A 16446-nucleotide genomic window follows, 5' to 3' on the forward strand; every position below is an offset into this window, starting at 1 on the left:
CGTGTCCACCAACACCACCACCTCGGCCGTGTCGACGAACACGCGGCCGATCACCGTCACCACCCAGTCCATCGTCGGCATCGCCGTCCTCGGGCTGGCGACGTTCTTCGCCATCACCACCGAGCTCATGCCCGTCGGGCTGCTCGGCACGATGAGCGCCGACCTCGGTGTGTCCGAGGCCACCATGGGCATCGTCGTCACCGTGTACGCGGGCGCCGTGGCACTCCTGGCGCTCCCGCTCACCGCCTTCACCGCGAAGCTCCCCCGCAAGGCCGTGCTCGTGTCGACGCTCGTCGGCTACACGGTGTCGAACCTCATGATCGCGTTCGCACCGTCGTTCGCCGTCGTCTGCGCCGGCCGGGTCGTCGGTGGCATCGCGCACGCGCTGTTCTTCTCGGTCGCCTCGGCGTACGCCACCCGGATCGTGCCGCCGCGCCTGGCCGGTCGCGCCATCGCGTTCGTGTACTCGGGCAGCTCGCTCGGCTTCGTGCTCGGCGTGCCCGTCGCCACCTGGGTCGCGCAGCACATCGGCTGGCGCCCCGCCGTGTTCTCGATCGGTGTCGCCGCCGCCGTGCTCGCCGCTGTGGCGCTGCTGTTCCTGCCCGCCGTCAGCGGTGCCTCGTCGCCGCACATCGGGTCCCCGAAGGCCTGGGCACGCACCGGGCTGCTGTCCGTCGTGATCGCCGACCTGCTCCTGTTCGCCGGGCACTACGTCGTCTACACCTACGTCGGGCCCTACGCGATCGACGCCGGACTCGACGCCTCGATGGTGAGCGGCGCGCTGCTCGTCCTGGGCGGCACCGGGGTGATCGGCCTCTGGCTCGCGGGCATGTTCGTCGACCGGGCACCCCGGCAGACCCTCATCGCCGCCGTCGCGGTCATGGCCGTCGCGTTCGCCGCGATGCCGTTCGTGCACGGCTCCCTGGTCGGCACGATGGTCGTCGCCGGCGTGTGGATGGCCGCGAACGGCACGACGGGCACGCTCTTCATGGCGGCCGCGATCCGTTCCGGAGGCGTCTCCCCCGACATCGCCGGCGCGCTCATCAACGGTGCGTCGAACATCGGCATCGCGGGCGGTGCAGCCATCGGTGGGCAGGCGCTCGGGATCGTCGGGCTGCAGTACCTGCCGTTCGCCGGTGGTGCCGTGCTGCTCGGGTCGCTCGGGGTCGTCGTGCTGGCGCGTCGGGGCTTCCCGGTGCACACGGTCGGGCAGGAGCACCTGTCGACGTCGTCGATCGAGGCGATCACGTCCTCGCTCGCGGTGGTCACCACGTCGGTGCCCGTCGTCGGTCGGGCGATCCAGACCCTGACGGGCTCGGTCGCGACGGTCACGGGCTCGCACCGCACGCACCGCACGCAGTAGCGCGGCGCGCGGGGCGGGGGTCGTCCTCGTCGTCCTCGTCCTCCTCGGCCTCGCGCTGCGCCGAGGTTCCGAAATCTCGGCATCTCGGCGGTCCTGGCGGCGATCCGTGGAACCTCGGCGGTGAAGCGGCGGCATGTCGTGGAACCTCGGCGGAGGCCCGGGCGTGGCGTCGTCGCGGCGGCGTGTGGCGGCGCGTGGCGGCGTGTGGCGAGGGGCCGCGGCGAGGGGCCGCGGCGACATGCCGTGCGCGCGGCGTCGAGGTTCCACGAACTGCCGTTCGCGTTGCGCTGAGGTTCCACGAACTGCCGTTCGGGACGCCGAGATGGGCAGATTTCGGAACCTCGGGCGTGGGGTGGCGGCGCGTCGGGGCGGCGGCGCAGACCAACGACGAAGGGCGGGCCGGCATCGCGCCGGGCCCGCCCCTCGTCGTGACCGATCAGTCCTGCAGGTGGCTCCGGCGACGGTTGCGCACCGCGCGGAAGGTCAGCAGCGCCGCACCGAGCAGCACGAGCACTCCGGCCGCGATGAGCCCGGGCTTCAGGTCCGCACCGGTGTAGGCCAGCGGCCCACCGTTGCCCACGTCGCCCGAACCGGCGGCCGGCGCGTTGCCCGAGCCTCCGGCAGCCGGCACGGTCGGCACCGCGGTCGGCGAGTTGCTCGGCGTCGGTGCACTGGGCGACGGCGACGGAACCGGGGTCACCGCGGCCTCGACCACGAAGGCGAGCGGGGTCGCAGCGCCGTCCTCGGGCGTGACGACGGTCACCGGGGTGGCGCCGTCGACGTCGACCGTGATCGTGTACTCGGTCGTCGGCTGCAGGTCGACCAGGTCGAACGCGCCGTCGGAGTCGGTGGCCACGGTCACCGGCGGGCCAGCTTCCGGGTCGGTCGGCGTCGCGACGACGTCCACGCCGGCGACCGGGTCGCCGTTCGTGTCCACGACGGTGCCGGGCTGGTCGGTCGTGACGACCTCGGGCGCAGCGGGGGTCTCGAACGGCAGGTCCGACGTCACGCTGGTGCCGGCGACCGCGGCGATGCCGGTGTTCGCGGTGTCACCGGTGGCACCCGCGGCGGGGACCACCGTGCGGACCGTGTAGGTACCCGCAGACGTGGCGAAGGTGTAGCGGCCGTCGGCGTCGGTGGTGTCCGATCCGACGACGGCGCCGCTCTCGTCGAGGAGCTCGACGACCACGCCGGCGGGCACGGGCGTCCCGTCGAGGGAGACGACGCCGGTGATCGTCGCGATCACGGCGGGCGGGGCGACGATCGGCTCCGGCTCGACCGGTGCTGCATCGGCGTCACCGGTGGTGATCGACACGGGCGGCTCGTCGGCGACGGAGACGTCCAGCTCGGTGCCGGCGGGCAGGTCGGAACCGGTGTAGACGCCGTCGCTGTTCGTCGTGGTGTCGACCAGCGTGTCGCCGGTGTCCGGGTCGGTGATGACGACCGGGACGTTCGAGACCGGGTTGCCGTCGTCGTCGGTCACCGTCCCGATGACGGACGTCGTGTCGTCCGGCGACGTGAACGCGAAGTCGGCGGTCTTGTCGACGCCACCTGGTGTGCCGGCGACGGCGAGCGAGACACCCGTCGCCACGGCCTCACCGTCAGCACCCGCCGGCGGAGTGATCTCGACGCGGTAGTTCGCGATCACCGGCAACTGCGGGAACACGTAGTTGCCGTCGGCGTCGGTGGTCGTCGTGTAGACGGTGCCGCGGGGTGCGGTCACGGTGATGGTGGCCCCCGGGATCGGGGTGCCGTCGAGGGTCGCGGTGCCGCTGATCGCCGCGGTGCGGTTGGCGAACCAGGTCTGGTACACCGGGAACCCGCTGCGCTGCTGGTACGTGATGGTCAGGCTCGTCAGCGACGCGGTCGGCGTGAACCAGGCCGAGGCGCCCGCGGTGTCCGACGCGGCGGCGTTGCCGGTCAGCGTGCGCGTGGCGGCGTCCCAGGTCGGCTGGTCCTGACCGGTCGTGCCGTCCGGATCCGGCGAGCAGGACCATCCGGCAGGGCTGGATGCCGAGCACGAGTTGTAGGAGCCCTGGTACCCGAGCTGCTCGGCGGTCGCGGCACCACCGCCGGCCACCGTGGCCGAGATCGTCGCCTGGTCGGCGTCGATGTCCCCGAGGACGAACGACCAGCTCTGCGCGCCGGGCGTCGCGCCGTCGAACGTGTAGGTGGTGGTCGACGCCGAGTCCCCGTTGGGACGATCAGCCTGCGGCCGCTGGTTCATGTACGTCTGCGCACGACTCGTGCCGTAGACCCCACCGACCGGCGTCCCCGCCGACTGCCACGTCGATGCACCGCTGATCACGGTCGACTGCCGCGAGTTCGAGGTGAACGTCGTGGCGGGGAACCCGGGCAACGTCATCGTGCCCGTGTACGCCTTCGACGCGCCGCTCAGGGTGAACGTGCCCCAGTTTCCCGCGGGCTCCGCCGAGGCGCTCGTCGCGCCGCCGATCGCGAGTCCTGCTCCGAGTGCGAGGGCGGTGAACCCTGCTGTGACCGTGCGCCAGCGCCGCATGTGTACTCCCCTGGTGGTCGCGCCGGCCCACCCGACACCCGGTCAGGTTATCCACGCCCCCGTGACCCTGTCCGCACCGTCACCACATCGTGACTCACCCGCAACGGGCGATGCGCTCACCGGGCCGCATCCGGCCCATCGAGCAGTGCATCCACCGCGGCGACCTGGCCCGCGACGAGCAGCTCCCGCGCCTCGGCGACCGGCACCCACCGGGCGTCGTCGACCTCCGGCACGTCGACGAACCGTCCTGAACCGCGTGGCAGCTCGAGCCGGACGGTGTTGCTCCGCACGACGACGACCTCGAACGCCGGGGCCGGGGCGGCGAACACCCGGACGCGCTTGCCCGAGGCCTGCCGGAACTCGCCCAGGTCCGTGACGTCGTCGGCGGCCACGGGTGCGGGGACCCCGATCTCCTCACCGAACTCACGCAGGGCCGTCTCGAGCGGGTCCTCGCCGGGTTCGACGAGTCCCTTCGGGATCGACCAGGCACGTGGCCGGTTCCGCCAGAAGGGCCCGCCCATGTGCGCGACGAAGACCTCCGGCCCGGCCGGACCGGTCCGGTGCAGCAACAGTCCGGCGCTCACCACCACGCCTGCGAGACTACGCGGCGTCGGCCAGGAGGCCCGGCCCACGTCCGCCGCCCGCGGTCACCACCGCGCACGGCCGGTTCCACCGCTGCGCACGGCCGGTTCCACCGCCCCCGACCGGAGTACCGTGTGGCGCACGGAGCGCCAGGTGACGCCCCCGAAGCCTGCGACGGAGGAGGCCGATCGGGATGGACGAGCGATGGACGACGGTGACGTTGGCCGCCGATGCGGCGATGCCCCACGACGAGGCCCTGCGGTGGATCGTGGCCCGCGCCGGTGCCGGTGTCGAGCGGCTGCGGATCATCGGCGCCGACCACGCGCTGGAGGGTCGGACGCCGGTCGCCGACCAGCTCGCCGAGGCCGCACGGACCGCTCTGCCCGGTGTGGCGGTCGAGGTGCACCGGCACGCGGGCCCGTTCGCCGCAGCCCTGGTCGAGGAGTCGGACGGCGGCGACCTGCTCGTGATCGGGAGCTTCCGCCACCGGCGCGGATCGACGGCCGGCGGTGACCCGGCGCGGGTCGCCGAGCGTGCTGCCGTCCCGACCGTGGTCGTGCCGGAGGGTCCGCACCCGATCGACGGCGACGTGGTGCTCGCGGTGGAGGACCCGATCGACGAACGTGCGGTGTCGATCGCCGTCGACGAGGCCGTCCGGCGGAACCGACGGCTGACGCTGCTGCGCGCGTGGGAGATGCCCGTGCTCACCCGGACCGGGCTGACCGACTTCGCCGAGGACCCGCTCCGGTGGCGTACGAGCAACGCCGAACTGCTGCAGCGGGTGACGTCCGTGCTGGCCGCACGGTACCCGTCACTCCGCCTCCGTCCGCTGCTGGTCGAGGGCCACCCGGGTCACGCGATCGCCTCGCACACCCGCCGGGCGTCGCTGGTGGTGCTCGGTCGCGGGCACGTGCGCGCGCTCTCGGGCTCGTTGCTCCACGACGTCGTGCGCGAGACCGCAGCCCCGGTCTGCGTGGTCCCGCCGGCGGCGCACTCGGACAGCCGGGCGGCCACGGCGACCGAGACCGCCGGTGGGATCAGCCGGCGAGGGCGCGGATCGCGGCGGCCATCCGCGCGGTCAGGTACGTGACGCCGCGCTCGTTCGGGTGCAGGGCGCCCGCCTTCAGGTCGATCTTCCGCAGGTCACCGGAACCAGTGAGGGTCACACCGGCCACGTAGCGCTCCGACGCGGCGCACGGCGAGTGGTCCTGCGTGCTCGCGAAGACGTCGACGAACCGCACCCCGGCGGCGGCGGCAGCGGACCGGGAGACCTCGTTGAGCTCGTCCTGGACACCGTGCAGGTACTCGACGTCGGTGTCCGTGAAGGGGTAGGTGTCCGACGGGAACGAGCCCGCCAGGGTGCCGAGGTCGAGTGCCGACCGGAAGCAGCCCGTCGCGGGGGTGTCCTCGGCGTCCGGGAAGATCGCCGGGTACCCGAGGAACACGACGACGGCGTTCGGGGCGGCCCGCTGCACCGCGCCGAGGGTGTCGGCGATGCCGAGGGCCACGCGCGACTGGATCTTCACGGCGAGCTGGTCGACGCCGTCCTGCACCAGGGTGCTCTCGCACGACGGGGCGTCGCGGCCCGAGAACACCGGGCCGTTCGCGGAGATCGCCAGGCACGAGGCCGCCGTGCCGAACAGGTCGGCGTCGTTGCCGCCGATCGTCAGGGTCACCAGTCGGGTGCGGTCGGACAACGACTCGATCTGGGGTGGGACGCCCTTGAACTGGTGGCCCGTGGTGACGTCGTCGCTCGTGGCGCCGGCGCAGGTGACGTCGGTCAGGGTGAGCCCGAACTGCGCCGCGAGCCGGTGCGGGTAGTCGCGCGCCGACTGCACGCAGGCGTTCGTGGGCAGCCCGGTGCGGTCCCCCAGGCCGTACCCGGCCGAGTAGGAGTCGCCGAGCGCCACGTACTCACTGCCCGGCGGGACCGCGTCGAGGGTCTCGGTGGGGTCGGCGGTCACGGGGTACGGCTCGGGCACCGGCCACATCGGCGCCGCCGAGGCCGGCGGCGCGCCGACGGACCCGCCGAGGCCCGCCGCCACGAGACAGACGGCGCCGACCACCGCCAGGGCAGTGCGCAGTGGTCGGCGGGCGATCCGGAGCAGTCCCGGCCTCAGCGGCGTCCGAGGCGACGCTCGCCGCCGCTGCCCGTGCGGTACTCGAGGCCGTAGTGCTGGAACAGCTCGGGCTCGGTCGCGGCGTCGAGTTCACCGTCGGTCGCGATGGAGGGTGCGTCCTTCACGAGCTTCTTCGGGAAGGTCACGCGCAGGTGCTTCGGTGCGACGGTCGCCCCGACGAGGGGGACGAACACGAGCTTCTGGAAGCCGACCATCCCGGTCGTGAGCGCACCGAACGCCGGCTCGGACGTGGCGGTGTCGTAGTAGATGCTCTCGAGCGTCCCGACCTTGTCCTCGGCCTCGTCGACGACCGGCAGGCCGATCCAGTCACGGATGTTGGCGGCTTCGAACACGAAGGACTCCTTCCGAGTGCCCGGTGGGTCCGGGTAGCTCTCGGTCGACGCTACCGGTCGGTCGCCTGTGCGGTCACCCCGAGCACGTCGAGCCGGTCCACCGCGGCGAGCACGTCGGCCGCGCCGACCGCAAGGATCGCCGGGTCGGGGTCCTCGGCGAAGACGTCGCCGCGCCGGACCGAGGCATCGGTGAGCACGATGTGCGGACCCGATGCGGGCGGTCCCCAGGCCTCCGGCGGCGCCGGGCCGAAGAGCACCACCGACGGCACGCCGTAAGCGGTCGCGAGGTGCGCCGCACCGGTGTCGACGGTGACGACGAGCCGCGCCGCGGCGATGACGCCCGCGAACTCCTGCAGCTCCAGGGAGCCGGCCAGGACCGCCCCCGGCGCCAGGCCGGCCGCGTCCGCGACGGCACGTGCACGGACGACGTCGTCCGCGCCTCCCGTCAGGACCACGTCGGCACCGCGCTCCCGCAGTCCGCGCACCACGTCGGCGAAGCGGTCCGTGGGCCAGTGCCGCGCCCCGTGGAAGGCACCGACGTGGACGACCGCGGCGTCGGCGACCACCGGCGGTGCCGCCGGACGGTCGACGGCCACGTCGTCGGCGTCGGCGGGGACGCCGTGCCAGGTGAGCAGGTCCGCCCAGCGGTCGCGCTCGTGCACGTCCGTCGGCCACTCCGGACCGTCGTAGCCGTGGGTCGGGTCGGCGTGCCCGATGACCCGTCGGGGCTGCAGGGCGGCGATCAGGTCGGACGACTCGGGGCCGGCGCCGTGCAGGTTCACCGCGACGTCGACCGTGCCGGCGGGGGCGTTGATCGGGTGGTCGAGGCCGTGCTGCGCCAGGTGGACGTCCACGGCGGGGACGAGCTCGACGACGGGCGCCAGCCACCCGGTCGTCGCGAGGGTGATGCGGTGGTCCGGGAAGGCCCGTCGCAGAGCGCGGAGCGCGGGGACGGCGACCAGGAGGTCGCCGAGCTTGATGGCGCGGAGGACGACGAGTTCCGGGCGTCCGTCGGTGGCGGGCAGGGTCTCGAGTGCGGTCACGGGCGCGACGGTAGGCGGTGCCCGCTGGTGGCGTCGGCAGCGGGCGCGTTCCCCGGCTGTCCTGAGCCGGCACGCGGCCGCCGACCGGTACTCCGGTGCCATGCCCCTCGCTCCGGACCGCGCGATCCGCGGCCTGCTCTTCGACCGCGACGACACCCTCGTCGTGGACGTCCCGTACAACGCCGACCCGCGCCTGGTGGTGCCCGTCCCCGGTGCCCGTCGCGCCGTGGACCGGGCTCGTGCAGCCGGGCTGCTGCTCGGCGTGGTCACGAACCAGTCCGTGGTCGCGAAGGGCCTCGCGACGCGCGAGCAGGTCGACGCGACGAACGCCCGCGTGGACGCGCTCGTCGGGCCGTTCGACGTCTGGTGCGTCTGCCCGCACGACGCCGGCGACGACTGCGCCTGCCGGAAGCCGCGGCCGGGCATGGTCCTCGACGCCGCCGAGCGACTCGGGGTCCCGCCGGAGGCGCTCGTCGTGGTCGGCGACATCGGCGCCGACGTGCAGGCGGCGCGGGCCGCAGGGGCGCAGGGCGTGCTCGTGCCGACCCCGCGCACGCGACCCGAGGAGGTCGACGACGCCGAGACCGTCGCGGCGACCCTCGCCGAGGCCGTCGACCTGGTGATCGCCGCGGCCGGACCGTCGACCGTCGGGACGGACCGCACGTGAGCCGTCCCCGCGTCCTGGTGGCGCGCCTCGACTCGTTCGGTGACGTCCTGGTCGCCGGCCCCGCCGTGCGCGCCGTCGCCGCCGGTGCCTCGCACGTCACGATGCTGTGCGGACCGCAGGGCACCCCGGCCGCCGACCTGCTGCCCGGTGTGGACCGCGTCCGGGTGTGGGCAGCGCCCTGGGTCACCGAGACGGCGCGGCCGATCGACGACGCCGTGCTCGCCGAGTTCCGCGCGCTCGTCGCCGAGGAGCGACCCGACGAAGCGGTCGTCCTCACCTCGTTCCACCAGTCGCCGCTGCCCCTGGCGCTGCTCCTCCGCCTCGCCGGTGTCCCCCGCGTCTCCGGGGCCTCGGTCGACCACCCGGGGTCGCTCCTCGACGTCCGCCTGCGACCCGGCGAGGACCTGCCCGAGGACCTCCCCGAACCCGAGCGCGCGCTGCGGATCGCCGACGCGGCCGGGTTCCGGCTGCCGCCGGGGGACGACGGGAGGCTCGTGGTGCGTCACGACGCTGTCGCACCCCCGTCCGTGGCCGGGCTGGGACGGTACGTGGTCGTGCACCCCGGCGCCAGCGTCCCCGCCCGGTCGTGGCCGGCGTCGCACCACCGGGAGCTCGTCGCCGCGTACGCCGAGCGTGGCATGCCCGTCGTCGTCACCGGCTCCCCCGGGGAACGCGACCTCACCGCGGCCGTCGCCGGTGCCACCGGCATCGACCTCGGCGGACGGACCACGCCCGCCGAGCTCGCTGCGGTCCTGGCCGGTGCCGAGGTCGTCGTCGTCGGCAACACCGGGCCGGCGCACCTCGCCGCGGCGGTCGGCGCACCGATCGTCAGCCTCTTCTCACCCGTCGTCCCCGCCGTCCGGTGGGCACCGTACGCACCGCTGGTCGAACTGCTCGGGGACCAGGCGGCTCCCTGCCGGCTCAGCCGTGCCCGCGAGTGCCCCGTCCCCGGCCACCCGTGCCTGTCCACGGTGCGCACCGAGGACGTGCTCGCGGCCCACCGACGACTGCTCGACCGCGCTTCGCGGATGGAACCGAGAAGTCTGCGGAGCGCGCCAGAAGGTGCTGCGTAGCGTCCGCCACTGCTCCCCCTTCTGCTCGTTCCCGACCGACCGAAAGGCTCCGCATGCGCATCCTCGTCTGGCACGTGCACGGCGGCTGGATGGACGCGTTCGTCCGCGGCCCGCACGAGTACCTGATCCCCACCACGCCGGCGCGCGACGCCTGGGGCCTGGGACGTGGTGGGCGCGCCTGGCCGGCGTCGGCGATCGAGATCGACCCCGCCGACGTCGCCGACGCCGAGGTCGACGTGGTCGTCCTGCAACGCACCGAGGAACTCGACGCGGCGAAGCGCCTGCTCGCCGGTCGCGACGTGCCGATCGTCTTCGTCGAGCACAACGCGCCCCGCGTCGACGTGCCGAACAGCCTGCACCCGTTCCGCGACCGCGACGACCTGACCATCGCGCACGTCACGCACTGGAACGCACTCATGTGGGACTGCGGCACCACGCGCACCACGGTCGTCGAACACGGCGTCGTCGACCCCGGCCCGCGCTACACCGGCTCGCTCGACCGCCTCGGCGTCGTCATCAACGAGCCCGTCCGCCGGGACCGCGTCGTCGGCACCGACCTGCTCCCCCGCTTCGCGGCCGTGGCACCCGTCGACGTCTGGGGCATGGGCACCGAACGGCTGCCGGAGCTCGGCTTCGGCGACGCCGTGGTCGCCCGCGGTGACGTGCCCTCCGACCCGATGCACGCGGCCCTCGCCGAACGCCGTGCGTACGTCCACCCGAACCGGTGGACCTCGCTGGGCCTGTCCCTCCTCGAGGCGATGCACCTGGCGATGCCGGTCCTGGTGCTCGCGACGACGGACGCGGCCCGCACGGTGCCGGGCGAGGCCGGCGCGATCGCGACGGACGTCGAGGAGCTGGTGCGGGCCTCCCGGATCCTCGTCGAGGACCCCGACGAGGCGCGCCGACGGGGTGCCGTGGCGCGGGAGGCCGTGCTCGCACGACACGCGCTCGGCCGCTTCACCGCCGACTGGGACGACCTGCTCGACGACGCCGTGACCCGCGGTGCCCGGCGCGACCGGGTGGCCTCGGCCGCGACTTCGGCCACGTTCGAGCGGAGCCTCCGATGAAGATCGCGATGGTGTCGGAGCACGCGAGCCCGCTCGCCGTGCTCGGCGGCGTCGACGCCGGTGGACAGAACGTCCACGTGGCCGAACTGTCCGGAGCGCTCGCGGACCGCGGGCACCAGGTGACCGTCTACACCCGGCGTGACGACGCATCCGCGCCGGTCCGGGTGCCGCTGCGACCCGGGGTCGACGTCGTGCACGTCGACGCCGGTCCGGCGCGGCACGTGCCGAAGGACGAGCTGTTCCCCTTCATGGGGACGTTCGCGTCGGTGCTCGCCGCGGAGTGGTTCGTGGACCGACCCGACGTCGTGCACGCCCACTTCTGGATGTCCGGGCACGCGGCACTCGACGCCGTCGCGCAGGTGCAGGCCCGGACCGGCGGCACCCGCATCGCCGTCGCGCAGACCTTCCACGCGCTCGGCGTCGTGAAGCGTCGACACCAGGGCTCGGCCGACACGAGTCCCGCCGAGCGCGAGTGGCTCGAACCGGCCGTCGGACGGAGCGCCGACCAGGTCGTCGCGACGTGCTCCGACGAGGCCTTCGAGCTGAAGGCCCTCGGCGTCCCCCTGCAGCGCATCTCCGTCGTGCCGTGCGGTGTCGACGTCGCGCTGTTCCGCCCCGACGGGCCCGTCGAGGAGCGCGGCCGTCCGCAGCGGGTGCTCACCGTGTCGCGGCTGGTCCGGCGCAAGGGCGTCGGCACGACCATCGCCGCACTCGCCGCCCTGGTCGCCGAGGGGCGCGACGTCGAACTCGTGGTCGTCGGCGGTGCCGGTGTCGCCGGGGCCGACCTGGTGGACGACCCCGAGTACCAGCGGCTCGACGCGCTCGCCCGGTCGCTCGGGGTCCGTGACCACGTGACCTTCCGCGGACAGCTGGGACAGCACGAGATGCCCGCCGTGTACCGGAGCGCCGACGTCGTGGTCTGCGCACCCTGGTACGAGCCGTTCGGCATCGTCCCGCTCGAGGCGATGGCCTGCGGTCGACCCGTCGTCGCGTCGAGTGTCGGTGGCCTCATCGACACCGTCGTCGAGGACGGCACGGGCCTGCACGTCCCGCCGCGCGACGAGGCCGAGGTCGCCGCTGCCGTCGGCGCCCTGCTCGACGACCCGGACCGCCGCGGATCCCTCGGGCGGGCTGGCCGTGCACGCGCGGAGTCGCGCTACACGTGGCAGAAGGTGGCCGCGGACAGCGAGCGCGTCTACGAGCGGCTGCTGGCCGGTGCCGTCGCCGTGGCCGCACCGACCACCACGGCGGGCACACCGCAGCGCGCCGCCACGGCGGGTGCACCGCAGCGCACCGCCACCCACGCCGGACGGGTCCCGCGTGCCGCACAGCCGACCGAGAGGACCGCCCGATGACCATCGACCAGCAGCCCGGCATCGACGAGCACACCACCGCGAGTGCACGCATCGTGCTCGACCACGTTGCCGCCTCGGTCCCCGTGATCGCCTCGCTCGTCGACCACCACGACCACATCGCCGCCTGGGCCGACGACATCGCGGCCCGACTCGTCGCGGGTCGCCGCCTGCTCGCCGCGGGGAACGGCGGGTCGGCCGCCGAGGCGCAGCACCTGACCTCGGAGCTCACCGGACGGTTCGACGGCGACCGCCCCGCCTACTCCGCGATCTCGCTGCACGCGGAGACCTCGGCCGTCACGGCGATCGGCAACGACTACGGCTTCGACCAGGTCTTCGCCCGACAGGTGTCGGCGCACGCACGGGCGGGTGACGTCGTCGTGCTGCTGTCGACGAGCGGCAGGAGCCCGAACCTGCTCCGCGCCGCGGAGGCCGCCCGTGCCGTCGGCGCCCGGACGATCGCCATGACCGGGCCCCGGCCGAACCCCCTGGCCGAGGCCGTGGACGACGCGATCTGCATCGCTGGGCAGTCCGCCAACGTGCAGGAGGCGCAGCTCGTGCTCGTGCACGCCCTGTGCCGGGCGATGGAGCCCGCTCTGCGCCGCGGGGTCCGGCGATGACGCCGCAGCGACCGGCCGCGCAGCACCCTGCGGATCGTCGTCGCCTGCGGATCGTCGTCGTCGGCGACACGTTGCTCGACGTCGACGTGGCCGGCACCAGCGATCGGCTCAGCCCGGACGCACCCGTGCCCGTCGTCGACGTCACGACCGACGACCGCCGCGCCGGGGGTGCCGGACTCGTCGCCACGATGCTGGTGCGCGACGGACACGACGTCACCCTGGTCACCGTCCTGGGCGACGACAGTCGTGCGCAGGAGCTCCGCGACCTGCTCCCCGACGTCACCGTGGTCGCCGGTCCCTCCGGTGCCCCGACGCCGGTGAAGACCCGCGTGCGCGTCGTCGACCACGCGCTGGTCCGCATCGACGAGGGCTGTGCGACCCCGCCCGTGCCCGAGGCCACCGACGCCATGACGGCCGCCCTCGACGACGCCGACGCGATCGTGGTCGCCGACTACGGTCGCGGGGTCGCCGCGGCTCCGGCGCTGCGGGAGGCCCTCGCACGCGTCGCCGAGCACACCCCCGTGGTCTGGGACCCGCACCCGAAGGGCGCCGCACCCGTGCCCGGCATCACCGTGGCCACCCCCAACGCCGCCGAGGCCCGCCGGTTCACCGACGTCGACGGCCACGGCGCGCCCCTCGCGACCGTGCCCCTCGCGACCGTGCCCTTCGCGACCGTGGCCGCGGCGGCCCTCGTCGAGCAGTGGGGCGTCGGCGCCGTCGCGGTGACGCTCGGCGACCGCGGAGCACTCCTCGCCGACGACCGTTCGGACAGCCGCTTCGTGCCGGCACCCTCCGTCACCGCCGGCGACCCGTGCGGCGCCGGCGACCGGTTGGCGGCCGGTGTCGCCGTCGCACTGGCCGGTGGAGCGGACGTCCCCGACGCCGTCGCCGCCGGCGTGGTCGCGGCCTCCGAGTACCTGGCTGCCGGCGGCGTCACCTCGCTCTTCGCCGACGACGGCCCCACGCCGCTGCGGGTACCGGGAGCCGACCGCGACGCGCTGCGCACCGTGCACGAGGTCCGGAGCGCCGGCGGCACCGTCGTCGCGACCGGCGGCTGCTTCGACCTGCTGCACGCCGGGCACGCCCGCACTCTGTCGGCGGCGCGGGCACTCGGCGACTGCCTGGTCGTGTGCCTCAACTCGGACACCTCGGTCCGCGCGCTCAAGGGTCCGGACCGGCCGATCATGACCCAGGACGACCGCGTCGAACTGCTGCTCGCCCTGGACTGCGTCGACGCCGTCGTGGTGTTCGACGAGCACACCCCCGACGAAGCACTCCGCCGGTTCCGCCCGGACGTCTGGGCGAAGGGCGGCGACTACACCGCGAGCGAGCTGCCCGAGGCCGCGACCCTCGCCGAGTGGGGCGGACACGTCGTCACCGTCCCGTTCCACCCCGGCCGCTCGACGACCCGCCTGGCCACGGCCCTCGAACACGTCGGCTGAGCCCGACGGATCCACGCCCCTACGGAAGGAAGTCCATGCCCGTCCCCACCACCCCCATCGGTCGCGTCCTCGTCACCGGCGGCACCTCCGGACTCGGCGCGGCGGTCGTCGCCGCGGTCGTCGAGGCCGGCGGCACCCCGATCGTCCTCGACCTGCGCGTCGACGCGGTGTCCGAGGGCATCGACGCCGTGGCCGTCGACGTGTCGGACACCGACGCGGTCGAGCAGGCGGTCCGCCAGGCGGCCGAGCGTCACGACGGACTCGACGCGGTCGTGACCGCCGCGGGGATCGACACTCCCGCACCGATCGACGCGATCTCCTCCGGCAACTGGGAGAAGATCGTCGCGGTCAACCTCATCGGCACCGCCTCGGTCGTCCGCGCCGCACTGCCCGCCCTCGAGGCAGCGCACGGACGTGTGGTCACGATCTCGTCCTCGCTCGCCCTGCGCGGCGTCGGCGACGGCACCGCCTACTCGGCCTCGAAGTTCGGCGTCCGCGGCTTCTCGCAGGCCCTGGCCGCCGAGACCGCCGGCCGCATCGGTGTCACCAACGTGATCCCGGCCGGCATGCGCACGAACTTCTTCGCCGACCGCACCGAGCAGTACAAGCCGGGTCCGGACGCGCAGCTCATCGAGCCCGAGTACGTCGCGAACGCGATCCTCTTCGCGCTGTCGCAGCCGGCCGGCTGCGAGATCCGGGAGCTGTCGATCATGCCCGCGACGGAGCCGAGCTGGCCGTAGACGCTCGCTGCCTGGTGCGAGGTTGATCACTCCGTGCTGGGACGGAAACCCGCACGGAGTGGTCAACCTCGCACCGCGCGTTGGTCGTCGCCACGGGGCGGACGGGAGGCACGTGCCGGGTTGGCACCGTGCCTCCCGTCCAGCGGTGGACCGGACCACCCCGCCGAAGCGACAGATCTCCGCGGCGCCGGTCCGTCCCTGCCGCGATCGCGACAGTTCCGCGCGGAACTGTCGCGGCAGACTGTCGCTTTCCAGAACCGGGCGGGACCAGAGCGCCGCGGTCAGACGGTGCGGAGCAGGTCGGCGACGTCGTCGAGGACCAGTCGCGGGTCGACCTCGTCGACGTAGGACGGGTCGTGCGCGCAGCGCTCGGCCGTCCACCCCACCTGCGTGACGTCGACCCCGCAGACCGGGCAGCTCGTGACGTAGGACAGGTGCACGCGGTGGCGCCCGCGGTCGAACGGTCCGGCATTGACGACGTTGCCGAACCAGAACACGCCGACGGTGGGCGTCCCGACGGCGACCGCCAGGTGCCGCGGGCCGGAGTCGTCGCCGACCATGACATCGGCGGCGGCGAGCACGGCGGGGAGCTCGCGGAGCGGCACGGCGGCGGTCAGGTCGTGCACGCGTCCGGCGAGGTCGGCGGGCAGCGCCTCGACGATGGCGGTCGACGCCGGCACGTCGGACGCGTCGCCGACGAGCACCACGTCGTCCCCGGCGGCGAGCCGGACACGGGCGACCTCGGCGAAGCGCGAGGGGCTCCAGCGCCGGCGCGGGTCGGTCGCTCCGGGGTGGATCGCCAGGAGCCGGGTGCCGTCCCCGGCGACGCCGAGCCGCTCGCGGACCGCTGCCCGCTCGTCGTCGGACACGCGCACCCGCGGGTCGAGCGTGACGGGGGCGGCCCCCGCGAGCGACACGACCTCGAGGGCACGCAGGACCTCGTGCTGGTAGTAGACGTAGCGCACCCAGCGCTCGAGGACCTCGGCGTCCTCGGTCGCGGTGCCGACGGTGTGCCGGGCGCCGAGGCGGAGCAGGAACGGGTTCGAGTTGCGACCCCCACCGTGCAGCTGCACCGTGAGGTCGAACCGGCCGGACAGCCGCGCGAAGAAGTCCTCGGCATCAGGAGCGTCGTCGCCGGTATCGCGGACACCCTGTGCGAGCGGGAGTTCCTCGAAGGCGTGCACGGCGTCGGTCCGGCCGCCCAGGACCGCTGCCGCGGCGGGCGTGCCGAGGAGCGTGGTGCGCGCGTCCGGGTAGGCAGCGGCGAGGGCCTCGAGGGCCGGCACGGCGAACATCAGGTCGCCGAGGCCCCCGCCGCGGAGCACCGCGATCTCGGTCACGCCGTCGAACCGTTCTCCGCCCACACCGATCTGCTGCACGCCTCTCGTCTACCGGTCGGATCCCGGTGGGACGTCCAGCACCGGGCGGCGGACAGCCACCGATGGACACGAAGCGCGGAGTCGAGTCGGCACACAGCGGTGTCCGAGCACCGTCTGACCCCCGCCC

Annotated in this window: 15 protein-coding genes; 9 read left to right on the plus strand and 6 right to left on the minus strand. The window is 74.2% G+C overall.

Annotation, left to right across the window (positions count from 1 at the left end; translation table 11 throughout):
• The first annotated feature begins 1 nt into the window (after nt 1).
• A complete protein-coding gene (locus EDF28_RS09235; protein WP_111084056.1) occupies nt 2–1363 on the plus strand; it encodes an MFS transporter in 1362 nt (453 codons plus the stop codon).
• Between the two features lie 436 nt (nt 1364–1799).
• On the opposite strand, the gene EDF28_RS09240 is transcribed toward EDF28_RS09235, so the two are convergent.
• Together EDF28_RS09240 and EDF28_RS09245 are read right to left on the minus strand one after the other, a co-directional pair.
• Nucleotides 1800–3881, minus strand: a complete 2082-nt coding sequence (locus EDF28_RS09240; protein WP_123938034.1) for a collagen binding domain-containing protein — start codon at nt 3879–3881, stop codon at nt 1800–1802.
• Nucleotides 3882–3997: 116 nt separating this feature from the next.
• On the minus strand, nt 3998–4471 hold the full coding sequence (locus EDF28_RS09245) for an NUDIX domain-containing protein (RefSeq protein WP_260154789.1): 474 nt from the start codon (nt 4469–4471) through the stop codon (nt 3998–4000).
• A 185-nt stretch (nt 4472–4656) separates the two neighbouring features.
• On the opposite strand from EDF28_RS09245, the gene EDF28_RS09250 reads away from it, so the two are divergent.
• Entirely contained in the window at nt 4657–5553 is an 897-nt protein-coding gene (locus EDF28_RS09250) for a universal stress protein (RefSeq protein WP_123938035.1), read from the plus strand.
• Here the strand turns inward: EDF28_RS09250 and EDF28_RS09255 are convergent.
• The 3 genes from EDF28_RS09255 to EDF28_RS09265 all read right to left on the minus strand — a co-directional run bounded on the left by EDF28_RS09255 (nt 5501) and on the right by EDF28_RS09265 (nt 7979).
• Nucleotides 5501–6427, minus strand: coding sequence for an SGNH/GDSL hydrolase family protein (locus EDF28_RS09255; RefSeq protein ID WP_185094191.1), 927 nt, complete (start codon nt 6425–6427; stop codon nt 5501–5503). The genes EDF28_RS09250 and EDF28_RS09255 overlap by 53 nt on opposite strands.
• A gap of 152 nt (nt 6428–6579) precedes the next feature.
• Complete coding sequence (locus EDF28_RS09260) at nt 6580–6936, minus strand: PRC-barrel domain-containing protein (protein WP_111084060.1); 357 nt, start codon at nt 6934–6936, stop codon at nt 6580–6582.
• Between the two features lie 50 nt (nt 6937–6986).
• Complete coding sequence (locus EDF28_RS09265) at nt 6987–7979, minus strand: glycosyltransferase family 9 protein (protein WP_123938037.1); 993 nt, start codon at nt 7977–7979, stop codon at nt 6987–6989.
• A gap of 100 nt (nt 7980–8079) precedes the next feature.
• Between EDF28_RS09265 and EDF28_RS09270 the strand changes: the two genes are divergently transcribed.
• From EDF28_RS09270 to EDF28_RS09300, 7 genes are read left to right on the plus strand one after another with little or no spacing between them, the layout of a single operon-like run.
• Nucleotides 8080–8646, plus strand: a complete 567-nt coding sequence (locus EDF28_RS09270; protein WP_123938038.1) for an HAD family hydrolase — start codon at nt 8080–8082, stop codon at nt 8644–8646.
• On the plus strand, nt 8643–9719 hold the full coding sequence (locus EDF28_RS09275; protein ID WP_260154791.1) for a glycosyltransferase family 9 protein: 1077 nt from the start codon (nt 8643–8645) through the stop codon (nt 9717–9719). The genes EDF28_RS09270 and EDF28_RS09275 overlap by 4 nt, the downstream gene beginning before the upstream one ends.
• Nucleotides 9720–9772: 53 nt before the next feature.
• Nucleotides 9773–10786, plus strand: coding sequence for a glycosyltransferase (locus tag EDF28_RS09280; protein ID WP_123938039.1), 1014 nt, complete (start codon nt 9773–9775; stop codon nt 10784–10786).
• Nucleotides 10783–12141 carry a glycosyltransferase gene (locus tag EDF28_RS09285; RefSeq protein ID WP_123938040.1) on the plus strand — a complete coding sequence of 453 codons (1359 nt, stop codon included), beginning with the start codon at nt 10783–10785 and terminating at the stop codon, nt 12139–12141. The genes EDF28_RS09280 and EDF28_RS09285 overlap by 4 nt, the downstream gene beginning before the upstream one ends.
• Entirely contained in the window at nt 12138–12758 is a 621-nt protein-coding gene (locus tag EDF28_RS09290; RefSeq protein WP_123938041.1) for an SIS domain-containing protein, read from the plus strand. The genes EDF28_RS09285 and EDF28_RS09290 overlap by 4 nt, the downstream gene beginning before the upstream one ends.
• Before the next feature lie 44 nt (nt 12759–12802).
• The gene (locus tag EDF28_RS09295; protein WP_123938124.1) at nt 12803–14200 is read left to right on the plus strand and encodes a PfkB family carbohydrate kinase; all 1398 of its coding nucleotides are present in this window, start codon (nt 12803–12805) and stop codon (nt 14198–14200) included.
• A 35-nt stretch (nt 14201–14235) separates the two neighbouring features.
• Nucleotides 14236–14940: an SDR family oxidoreductase gene (locus tag EDF28_RS09300; RefSeq protein WP_123938042.1), complete on the plus strand. Its 705-nt coding sequence runs from the start codon at nt 14236–14238 to the stop codon at nt 14938–14940.
• A gap of 281 nt (nt 14941–15221) precedes the next feature.
• On the opposite strand, the gene EDF28_RS09305 is transcribed toward EDF28_RS09300, so the two are convergent.
• On the minus strand, nt 15222–16319 hold the full coding sequence (locus EDF28_RS09305) for a glycosyltransferase family 9 protein (RefSeq protein ID WP_123938043.1): 1098 nt from the start codon (nt 16317–16319) through the stop codon (nt 15222–15224).
• Nucleotides 16320–16446: the final 127 nt, after the last annotated feature.

Source organism: Curtobacterium sp. PhB137, from assembly GCF_003814955.1.
GTDB lineage: Bacteria > Actinomycetota > Actinomycetes > Actinomycetales > Microbacteriaceae > Curtobacterium.